The sequence below is a fragment of the Mycobacterium sp. genome (assembly GCF_050700595.1).
Classification (GTDB): domain Bacteria; phylum Actinomycetota; class Actinomycetes; order Mycobacteriales; family Mycobacteriaceae; genus Mycobacterium.
Genome location: NZ_JBOHHI010000069.1, coordinates 1 through 9,224 on the forward strand (window position 1 = coordinate 1; position 9,224 = coordinate 9,224).

The following is a 9,224-nucleotide window of genomic DNA, read 5'->3' on the forward strand; positions in this document are numbered from 1 at the left end:
ACCCCGCCTATACCAGCGCCTGGGGGGAGCAGCACTGGCGCAAGCCGTATGAAAACGTCACCCGACACCAGGCAGCAGCCACCGTGATCGGGCGTCGCGCCCAAGGCCACAAGGCACGGCGACGGAACGGTGTGACCCGCACGCGACCGGAGGATCGCCCCGGGAGAGCTACCGACCAGGCCGTGTCCGACAACCAGCGGGTGACCGATAGCCGCCACCGACCAGGGATGCCAGGAACCGAATCTCACCCGCCCGGCCGGACAAGAACGCGGCTACCGGGCCGGGCAACCGTTACCCCGGCAATGGCCAACAATGGCCAACTTCGTCAGTAACGGTAATCTGGCATACGCAGCTGGTCTGCCGATGTGTCGGCATCGAGCGGGGCATGTTGATCATGCGTCGCAAGAGGGAACCCGGTGAGAATCCGGGACTGTCCCGCAGCGGTATGCAGGAACGACCGCCGTCATCAGCACTGGTCAGCGACTGGGAAGCGACGGCCACTAGGAGCACCACGCCGGTGCGCGCCTGCGAGTCCGAAGACCTGCCGGCTGTGCCGGACGCGCCGCGTCCGGCCGCTCATCGCCTCGTGGAATGGACATCCGGCCGTACCGGCTGCACGTCCGTCGGCGGTGAGCACCCCGTCGAGTGAAGGACGAACTCGTGACTGCTCAACCGTTTACCGCCACCGTCACCGGCTCCCCCCGCATCGGCCCGCGCCGCGAACTCAAACGCGCGACAGAGGGTTACTGGGCAGGGCGGACCAGCCGCTCCGAGCTGGAGTCGGTCGCCGCCAGCCTGCGCCGAGAAACCTGGTCGGATCTGGCGGCGGCGGGCCTGGACTCGGTACCGGTGAACACGTTTTCCTACTACGACCAGATGCTCGACACCACGGTGCTGCTCGGCGCGTTGCCGGCCCGCGTCCAGGGTGTGGCCGACGAGCTGGACCGCTACTTCGCGGCCGCCCGTGGCACCGATGACATCGCGCCACTGGAGATGACCAAGTGGTTCGATACCAATTACCACTACCTGGTTCCGGAGATCTCGTCCGGCACCCGATTCACACTCAACCCCGACAAAGTGCTCTCCGAGCTGAAAGAAGCGCTGCAGCAAGATATTCCGGCGCGTCCGGTGGTCATCGGCCCGATCACCTTCCTGCTACTGAGCAAGGCGGTCGACGGCGCGGGCGCACCGATCGAGCGGCTCGACGAGTTGGTTCCGGTCTACTCCGAACTGCTGACGCTGCTCGCCGAGGCCGGCGCGCAGTGGGTGCAGCTCGACGAGCCGGTACTGGTGACCGACATCTCCGCCGAGGCACCGCAGTTGGCGGAAAAGGTCTACACCGCGCTGGGCTCGGTGCCCAACCGGCCGGCCATCCATGTCGCCACCTATTTCGGCGACCCGGGCGCTGCACTGCCCGCGCTGGCCCGCACCCCCGTGGAGGCGATAGGCATCGACCTGGCCCGCGGCGCGGATACGGCGGTGGCATCGGTTCCCGAGCTGGCCGGCAAGACGCTGGTGGCCGGGATCGTCAACGGGCGTAACGTCTGGCGCACCGATCTGGAGTCGGCGCTGAGCCGGCTGGCCACGCTACTGGGGTCAGCGGAGGCAGTTGCCGTGTCTACGTCATGCTCGACGCTGCATGTCCCCTACTCGCTGGCCTTAGAGACGGACCTCAAGGACGACAACCTGCGCAGCTGGCTGGCCTTCGGCGCCGAGAAAGTGCACGAAGTCGCTGTCCTGGCGCGGGCACTGCGCGACGGCCGTGACGCGGTCGCCGACGAGATCGCGGCGTCCAACGCCGCGGTGGAGTCTCGCCGCTCGGATCCCCGCCTGCGCAACAACCAGGTACGCGCCCGCATCGACTCGATCATCGGATCCGGCACGATGCGCGGGGCGGCCGCCGATCGCCGCGAGGCGCAGAACGCGCGGCTGCACCTGCCGCCGCTGCCGACCACCACGATCGGCTCCTACCCGCAGACCTCGGCGATCCGCAAGGCGCGCGCGGCGCTGCGCTCCGGCGAGATCGACCAGGAAACCTACCAGCGCCGGATGAAGGCCGAGATCGCCGACGTCATCAAGCTGCAGGAGCAACTCGGCCTCGACGTGCTGGTGCACGGCGAGCCGGAGCGCAACGACATGGTGCAGTACTTCGCCGAGCAACTCGAGGGCTTCTTCGCCACCCAGAACGGCTGGGTGCAGTCCTACGGCAGCCGGTGTGTGCGTCCGCCGATCCTCTACGGCGACGTCGCACGCCCGCATCCGATGACGGTCGAGTGGATCACCTACGCGCAGTCGCTGACCGGCAAGCCGGTCAAGGGCATGTTGACCGGCCCGGTCACCATTCTGGCGTGGTCGTTCGTCCGCGACGACCAGCCCCTGGCCGACACCGCAAACCAGGTTGCGCTGGCCATCCGCGACGAAACCGTGGACCTGCAGTCGGCGGGCATCGCGGTGATCCAGGTCGACGAGCCGGCGCTGCGCGAACTGCTGCCGCTGCGCCGCGCCGACCAGGACGACTACCTGGCCTGGGCGGTCGGCGCGTTCCGATTGGCGACGTCCGGCGTCGCCGACTCGACGCAGATCCACACCCACCTGTGCTACTCGGAATTCGGCGACGTGATCGGCGCGATCGCCGACCTGGACGCCGACGTCACCTCGATCGAGGCGGCCCGCTCGCACATGGAGGTGCTCGACGACCTCAACGCGGTCGGGTTCGCCAACAGCGTGGGACCCGGTGTCTACGATATTCACTCACCGCGCGTACCGAGCACTGACGAGATCGCGAAGTCGTTGCACGCCGCGCTGAAAGCCGTTCCGGCGCAGCGCCTGTGGGTCAACCCCGATTGTGGTCTCAAGACCCGCAACCCGGACGAGGTGACCGCGTCGTTGCAGCACATGGTGGCAGCGGCCCGGGAGGTGCGGGCCGCAGGCTAGGGCCGGTACCCAGCCACGCTGGCGTGACGCTCGACGCGCGCTGTCACGCTGGCGTGACGCTCGGCGGGCTGTCGAGCGCGTGTACCGGCACCGTGTCGTCCCACGGCTGGCGGGTGACCATGTCCGCGACGTGCACGTAGCCGCGCTCGAACTCGCCGGTCGCAGCATCGACTAACCGGTACTGCTGGGTCTGGCGATGGATGGGCTGGGCATCGAGCATCACGATGCGTACCTCGCCCGGTTCGAACCGGCAGCGCTTTTGCAGGGCCGTGACCAGTTGCTCGTTGCTGAAGTGCCCGTCGCCGAAATTCCACCCGATGGCGGTGCTGCAGATTCGCTCGCCGTCGGTGAGGACGTAGTCGTCCTCGTTCTCACCGGCCATCGCGCGATGCGCCAGGGTGAACAGCGCCCGGCCGTGGGTGTTGAAAGCGCGGAACGCGTATCCCATGTACATCGGGATCAGTGCGGCTTCCTTGCTGCCGTAGAACTTTTCCAGCTGGGCGGCGGGCATGCTGGCGATCGCCACGACGCCCTGGGCGATCTTGTGGTCTGCGGACGGTTTGATGCACCACAGCGTGGTGTCCCAATTGCCCGCGTAGTAGCGCATGCCCGGCAGGAAGGACACCTTGCGCGGGAACAGGTTTCCGAGCACGACGGTCCCGGCCACGACAGCGAACAGCAGTATCGGCAGCGGTGTGGTGAGGTCGCCCAGCCCGACTGAGGCGTGGCCGACGAACAGCGCCAGCACGCTGAACATCATGAAGACGTTCCACTCCAGCGGCACCCCCATCGGAATCGCCGACAGGATGCCGAAGTGGAAGCACAGCATGATGAACGCGGCGATCGCGGTGGGCCAGCCGCCGTGGCTGAAGAACAGCACCAGCGGCACCAGACCTTCGATCGCCGTGCTGAAATGCGCGAGCGAGCGCGACAGCCGGCCAGGACGCAGGTCGTCGGGGAAATGTTCGAAGAATTTCCGTTTGATGAACCGCGGGCGAAACACCGGGTTGTTGCTCATCATCGTCGAGATGACGAACGGGAAGTGCTTGTTGAGTTTGGACGTCGCCGCGCCCAGCCAGATGACAATGCAGACCAGTTTTGCGCCCAGGATCATGTCCACGCCGTAGCCGGTGAACAGGAAGGCGACAGTGAACGAGGCGTACACCTCGCCGCGGGCGGCCAGGAAGATGACCTTGTCACGCAGACTCAGCAGCGCCAGCACGCCGAGCACCGCCCAGATCTGCCAGGCCGGCAGCACCCCGACTGTCGTCTGCAGCGCCGGGACCGGCCCGGCGCCGTCGGAGAAGAGCGCGATGACAAGCAGCACCAGCAGCGCGCCGTAGAGCAGTGCGTCGACCGGAGTGCGCCCGTCACCTTTAGTCAGCGGTATTCGATCCGGCCACGGCGGCAGGCGGATGGTGCCCGGCCGCAGCCAGTACAGGATCGAGCCCATGGGCGGGAAGAACCGGTTGTTCAGCGGCCCGAACCCGCAGCCCAGGCCGACCACCTCGAAGAGCATCGTGTAGAGCACCACCTTCTCGAACACGATCGGCTCGGCGTACCAGTGCGCCACATTGGTGAAGCCGTCGATCCCCGTGGTGGTCAGCGCGATCAGCCATGCCGCCAGGATGTAGAGGCCGATCTTGACGACGTAGAACAGGTGCAGTAGCACCGGCGTTCCGAAGCCGACCTCGGCCCAGTGCCGGGCCATCGGGATGATCTTCTCAGCGCGAGTGCCCTTGCTCCACTCCTCGAAGTCGATCTCCGGGGTGTCCTGTTCGAGAAATCCCATGGCGGACAGATTAGAACGTGTTCTAGATGCACGGGTGGGTTCCGGGTATGATCGCCCGCAGCGTGCAGGAGGCGAACAATGTCAGGAATCCTGTTCTTCGATGGCACCTGCGGAATGTGCACGCGGTCGGTACAACTCATACTGAGGCTCAATCGAACGGGCAAGCTGCGGACCGAACCGCTGCAAGGCCCGGGAGTCGTTGAACGACTCGGTATTCCGCCATCGCACCTGCTCGATTCTGGCCGGTGGTTGGACTCGTCGGGAGCGGTGTACTCCGGCGCGGAGGCCATGAACGCGGCGGTGTCGACGGCGATCGGCACCAGGTTTCCGTTGATGTTCTACCGCATCCCCGGCATCCGGTTCGTCGAAGAAGCCATCTACCGGTGGGTCGCTGCGCATCGCTACCGCTTCCCCGGAACGACGCCCTACTGCCAGTCGCATCCGGAAGCTTGTTCGCACTGAACTGACGCCAACTTGACGAACGCATCCGCGGCGTACAGAATCCTACGCAGTGTAGGAAGCTGGAGGGATGCTTGTGAGCGCGATCCGCGAATGGCTGTCGTTACCGGAGGCCGAACCCGCCGAGGACTACGGATTCTTCGGCCCCGACTCGGTGACATGGAAGGTGTGGAGCTACCCGACGGCGCTGTCGATCGGGTTCCAACGCTCGGTCGTCATCGAGGAACTAGACCCGGCGCTGGTTGCCTCGGTCGACAAAACCCACCAGATCTATGACCGGCCGCGCACCCGCTACGACCGGACGCTGCGCTACTTCGCCATGGTGGCCTTCGGCGACAGCCGATCGACCACCGAGGCCGCCGACGTGCTGGTCAAGGTCCACTCCAAGGCCATCGGCACCGACCCGGTCACCGGCGGTACCTACGACGCCAACGATCCGGCTTCCCAGCTGTGGATCCACCTGACCGCCTGGCACTCCATCCTGGTCGCCTACGAAAAGTACGGCCCCGGCCGGCTCCCGGCCACGGAGGAGGCGCAGTACTGGGCCGAATGTGCCCGCGCCGCCGAGCTGCAGACCTGCGATCCCGCCGACGTCCCGCGCACCCGCGAGGGCATTCGACAGTACTTCGAGGAGATGCGTCCCCAATTGATCGGTTCCGACATCGCCAAGCAGGCGATGCAGCATCTGCTGCGGGCCGAGGTGATGCCGCCGCCGATGCCGCTGCCGCTGCGACCGTTCACCCAGATCATCACCGGCTTCCTGCGACGGGGCACGCTGGCGACGATGCCGCGGTGGATGCGGACGATGGCCGCACTGCCGACCTCCCGGGTGCTGGACGCGCTGGTGGTTCCACCGCTGCGTGCCGGGTTCACCGCGATCAGCATGAGCACGCGGTTGCAGCTGATGCTGCTTCGACTGCTCTCCCCCACCACGCTGCGGATCGGCGCACGGGTCCTGCGGTCAGTCCCGCCGGCCAATCCGGTCACCACGACGCCTCGCGAAGCCCAAGCGCGCTACGGCTATCCCAACCCCGCGCAGGCCCACCGCGACTTCCGCGAGAAGCAACGGATCCGGGTGTTCGGCCAGGGCCGGCCGCCCAGCGACGAGGGCATCGTCGAGTCCGAACGAATTCTCGGCACAGTGGGGTGACCAGACCCGATGACGCTGCCGAAGACTGCGAATCGCACCCGGGCCGAGCATCTGGGACCCGAACGTCGTCGGCCACAGGTGCTCGACACCGCGCTGGAGATCGCCGCCGAAGAGGGTGTGGCGAACGTGACGATGGCCGCTGTCGCGGAGCGGATGGAGGTCACCCGGCCGGTCGTCTACGCCTGCTACCCCGGACGCGGCGAACTGCTTGCCGCCCTGTTGGACCGCGAGAACCAGTGGGCGCTTACCAACATGCTCACCATGCTCCCACCGCGGCGGACCGGTTCGATCGAGCAGATGTTCGTCGACGGTTTTCGTGCACTGCTGGCCGCCGTTTGCGAGCGTCCCGCGTCCTGGCAAATCATGGTCGCAGCCGACCCGGATCCCGTTTTGAGCGGCGCCATCGCGCGCGGCCGGGCACAGATCGCCGACCGGGTCGCCACGGTGATGCGCCCACTGCTGGACCGATGGCGCGTCGACGACATCGATCGCGTCCTGCCGGTACTCACCGAAGTGTTCCTCGCGATCTGCGAAACGGCCGCGCGCACGATGCTCGATGCCCAGCAGAAGTGGACACCCGACGGCCTTGCCGAGATTGTCGGCAGGGCCGCGTACCGCGCATTGCGGGCTACCAGTCGACATTGAAAAGGAGACAACACAGTGCATTTCAGCCGTGACAGCCGTGGTTTCGTCGCCGCCGTGGCCACTGCCGCCACCCTCGCAACGGCGTGCTCCGGCGCCGGAGGCACCATCGAAAACGCCGGCCCGGTAACCACCGCCAGAATTGCCACTGCTGCGGGGATGGTGCTACTGCAAGGTGAGATCCTGGCGAAATACCAGTCCGTCGACGGGGTTAACGGCCCGCTCGGGTTGCCGATCGGCACCGAACAACCGGTCCCCAACGGCGGCCGGCGGACGATCTTCGAGAACGGTGCGATCTACTGGTCACCGCAGACCGGTGCTCACATTGTGCGCGATGCCATCCGCGGCACCTGGGAGGACGAGTATGGCGGCGCCGGTGGCCCGTTGGGCTACCCCACCACTGACGAAAAATCCGTTCCGGGCGGCTGGCAGTCGCAGTTCCAACACGGCGCCATCACCTACACCGGCGATCAACCACACGTTGAAATTCACACATAGCGGACCGCGACCGCGAGAGTGCGGTTACCGACGGGGCTACTTCGGGAAATGCGTTGCTAGTTGCACTTTCGCGGATCGTCAGCCCAGCGCCCGCTGCGGCCGGCCGGAGTACTCACTGAGCGGGCGAATGAGTGCGTTGGAGCCGGTCTGCTCGATGATATGGGCGGTCCAACCGGTGATGCGACTCATCACGAACAGGGGCGTGAAGAACGGGATGTCGAATCCCATCAAGTAGTAGGCGGGCCCGGTCGGGAAGTCCACGTTGGGTTTGAGCCCGGTGGCGGCGAACATCTCGGTCTCCAGCACCCGGTAGATGTCCAGCCAACGCTGGCCGTCGCGTACCTCCGCGACCCGGGTCAACGCCTCTTTCATCGTCGGCACCCGGGAGTCACCGTTCTTGTAGACGCGGTGCCCGAAGCCCATGATCTTCTCTTTGCGAGACAGCTTGCCGTGCAACCATTCCGACGCCTTGTCGGGTTGGCCGATCTCGATCATGTCGTGCATGACGGCCTCGTTGGCGCCGCCATGCAGCCGACCCTTGAGCGCACCTATCGCCGCGGTCACCGCGCTGTAGATATCCGACTGTGTCGACGTCACCACCCGCGCTGCAAACGTGGACGCGTTGAAGCCGTGCTCGGCGTAGAGGATCATCGACTGTTCGAACGCGGAGACGACCGGAGATTCTAAGGGGTCGGGCACCTCACCGAAGCACATCCGCAGGAAGTTCTCGGCATACCCCAGCTGGCTATGCGGTGCAATCGGCGCCAATCCGCGACGCCGGCGCATGTCGGCGGCGACGATCGTGGGCAACACCGCGAACATGTGCAGCGATTTGGCGTAATTTGCGGATTCGGCACTGTCGTCCTCGTTGGGATCCTCGGCGCCCAGATAGCTGATCGCGGTGCGCACCACATCCATGGGATGACAGTTCTCGGGCAGCTTGGCCAACAGGGACAACATCGAGCGGTCCAGCCGGCGACTGGCGCGTTCGCGCTGGCAGAACAGCGCGAGTTCGGCGTCGGTGGGCAGTTCGCCGTGCCACAGCAGGTAGGCGACCTGTTCGAAACTGCAGTGGGCGGCCAGATCCTGGACCGGGTAGCCGCGGTAGGTCAGCGAGTTGGTCTCCGCGACCACCTTGGAGATGGCGGTGGTGTCGACGACCACACCGTCCAGACCCTTGTGGATCTCAGCGGTCGCGTTCATCGGCTACCTCCTTTCAGGGTGAAGTTGAAGATGTCGTTGTCGAACTGGTTGTAGTCGGCGTAGCGCAGTAGCTCGTAGAGCCGACTGCGGTGCTGCATCTGGTTCAGAAGGCCGGATTGTTTTCCCGCCGAGTTGATTTCGCGTAGGCCTGCCTCGACGGCGAACATCGCCAGCCGCAGCGTGGTGACCGGGTAGATGACGACGTTGTAGCCGATGTCGGACAATTGCCGCACGCTCAGCAGCGGCGACTTGCCGAACTCGGTCATGTTGGCCAGCAGCGGGATGTCCAGCGCCGAGCGGAACCGCTCGAACTCCGCGAGGTCGGCAAGCGCTTCGGTGAAGATCAGGTCGGCACCAGCGTCGGCGTAGGCGCGTGCCCGGTCGACTGCCGCGGGCAGTCCTTCGATGCCTGCGGCGTCGGTGCGGGCGCAGATGACGAAGTTTGGGTCGCGGCGCGCCGAAACTGCTGCGCGCAGCCGCTTGACCATGTCGGTCGTCGAGACGACGGCCTTGCCGTCGAGGTGGCCGCACCGTTTGGGGTTGACC

8 protein-coding genes and 1 riboswitch are annotated in these 9,224 nt (G+C 66.1%); of the genes, 5 read left to right on the top strand and 3 right to left on the bottom strand.

The features are described from left to right. The first annotated feature begins 347 nt into the window (after nt 1-347). Nucleotides 348-553, top strand: a riboswitch (cobalamin riboswitch). Between the two features lie 107 nt (nt 554-660). Next, on the top strand, nt 661-2,934 hold the full coding sequence (metE, locus tag ACRDTL_RS06995; protein ID WP_431505987.1) for a 5-methyltetrahydropteroyltriglutamate--homocysteine S-methyltransferase: 2,274 nt from the start codon (nt 661-663) through the stop codon (nt 2,932-2,934). 43 nt (nt 2,935-2,977) lie between these two features. Here the strand turns inward: metE and ACRDTL_RS07000 are convergent, their stop codons facing one another. Further along, complete coding sequence (locus tag ACRDTL_RS07000) at nt 2,978-4,726, bottom strand: DUF3556 domain-containing protein (RefSeq protein WP_431505988.1); 1,749 nt, start codon at nt 4,724-4,726, stop codon at nt 2,978-2,980. 78 nt (nt 4,727-4,804) lie between these two features. Here ACRDTL_RS07000 and ACRDTL_RS07005 point away from each other — a divergent pair, with 78 nt between their 5' ends. The 4 genes from ACRDTL_RS07005 (at nt 4,805) to ACRDTL_RS07020 (ending at nt 7,475) form a co-directional block, all read left to right on the top strand. Beyond that, nucleotides 4,805-5,188: a thiol-disulfide oxidoreductase DCC family protein gene (locus tag ACRDTL_RS07005; protein ID WP_431505989.1), complete on the top strand. Its 384-nt coding sequence runs from the start codon at nt 4,805-4,807 to the stop codon at nt 5,186-5,188. Nucleotides 5,189-5,255: 67 nt separating this feature from the next. Further along, a complete protein-coding gene (locus ACRDTL_RS07010) occupies nt 5,256-6,335 on the top strand; it encodes an oxygenase MpaB family protein (RefSeq protein WP_431505990.1) in 1,080 nt (359 codons plus the stop codon). A 9-nt stretch (nt 6,336-6,344) separates the two neighbouring features. Continuing rightward, entirely contained in the window at nt 6,345-6,980 is a 636-nt protein-coding gene (locus ACRDTL_RS07015) for a TetR/AcrR family transcriptional regulator (protein ID WP_431505991.1), read from the top strand. A 15-nt stretch (nt 6,981-6,995) separates the two neighbouring features. Then, nucleotides 6,996-7,475 (top strand): LGFP repeat-containing protein, encoded by a 480-nt coding sequence (locus ACRDTL_RS07020; protein ID WP_431505992.1) that lies wholly within the window; start codon nt 6,996-6,998, stop codon nt 7,473-7,475. Nucleotides 7,476-7,553: 78 nt separating this feature from the next. On the opposite strand, the gene ACRDTL_RS07025 is transcribed toward ACRDTL_RS07020, so the two are convergent. After that, on the bottom strand, nt 7,554-8,678 hold the full coding sequence (locus ACRDTL_RS07025; RefSeq protein ID WP_431505993.1) for a bifunctional 2-methylcitrate synthase/citrate synthase: 1,125 nt from the start codon (nt 8,676-8,678) through the stop codon (nt 7,554-7,556). Next, nucleotides 8,675-9,224 (bottom strand): isocitrate lyase/phosphoenolpyruvate mutase family protein (locus ACRDTL_RS07030; RefSeq protein ID WP_431505994.1); only part of this gene is annotated, 550 nt, incomplete at its 5' end. The genes ACRDTL_RS07030 and ACRDTL_RS07025, both read right to left, overlap by 4 nt.

What these genes read in the sequence shown, in the direction of transcription:
- ACRDTL_RS07015 (WP_431505991.1), top strand. Translation starts at nt 6,345, where the DNA reads ATGACGCTGCCGAAGACTGCGAATCGCACCCGGGCCGAGCATCTGGGA.
- ACRDTL_RS07025 (WP_431505993.1), bottom strand. Translation starts at nt 8,678, where the DNA reads ATGAACGCGACCGCTGAGATCCACAAGGGTCTGGACGGTGTGGTCGTC.
- ACRDTL_RS07000 (WP_431505988.1), bottom strand. Translation starts at nt 4,726, where the DNA reads ATGGGATTTCTCGAACAGGACACCCCGGAGATCGACTTCGAGGAGTGG.
- ACRDTL_RS07005 (WP_431505989.1), top strand. Translation starts at nt 4,805, where the DNA reads ATGTCAGGAATCCTGTTCTTCGATGGCACCTGCGGAATGTGCACGCGG.
- ACRDTL_RS07010 (WP_431505990.1), top strand. Translation starts at nt 5,256, where the DNA reads ATGCTTGTGAGCGCGATCCGCGAATGGCTGTCGTTACCGGAGGCCGAA.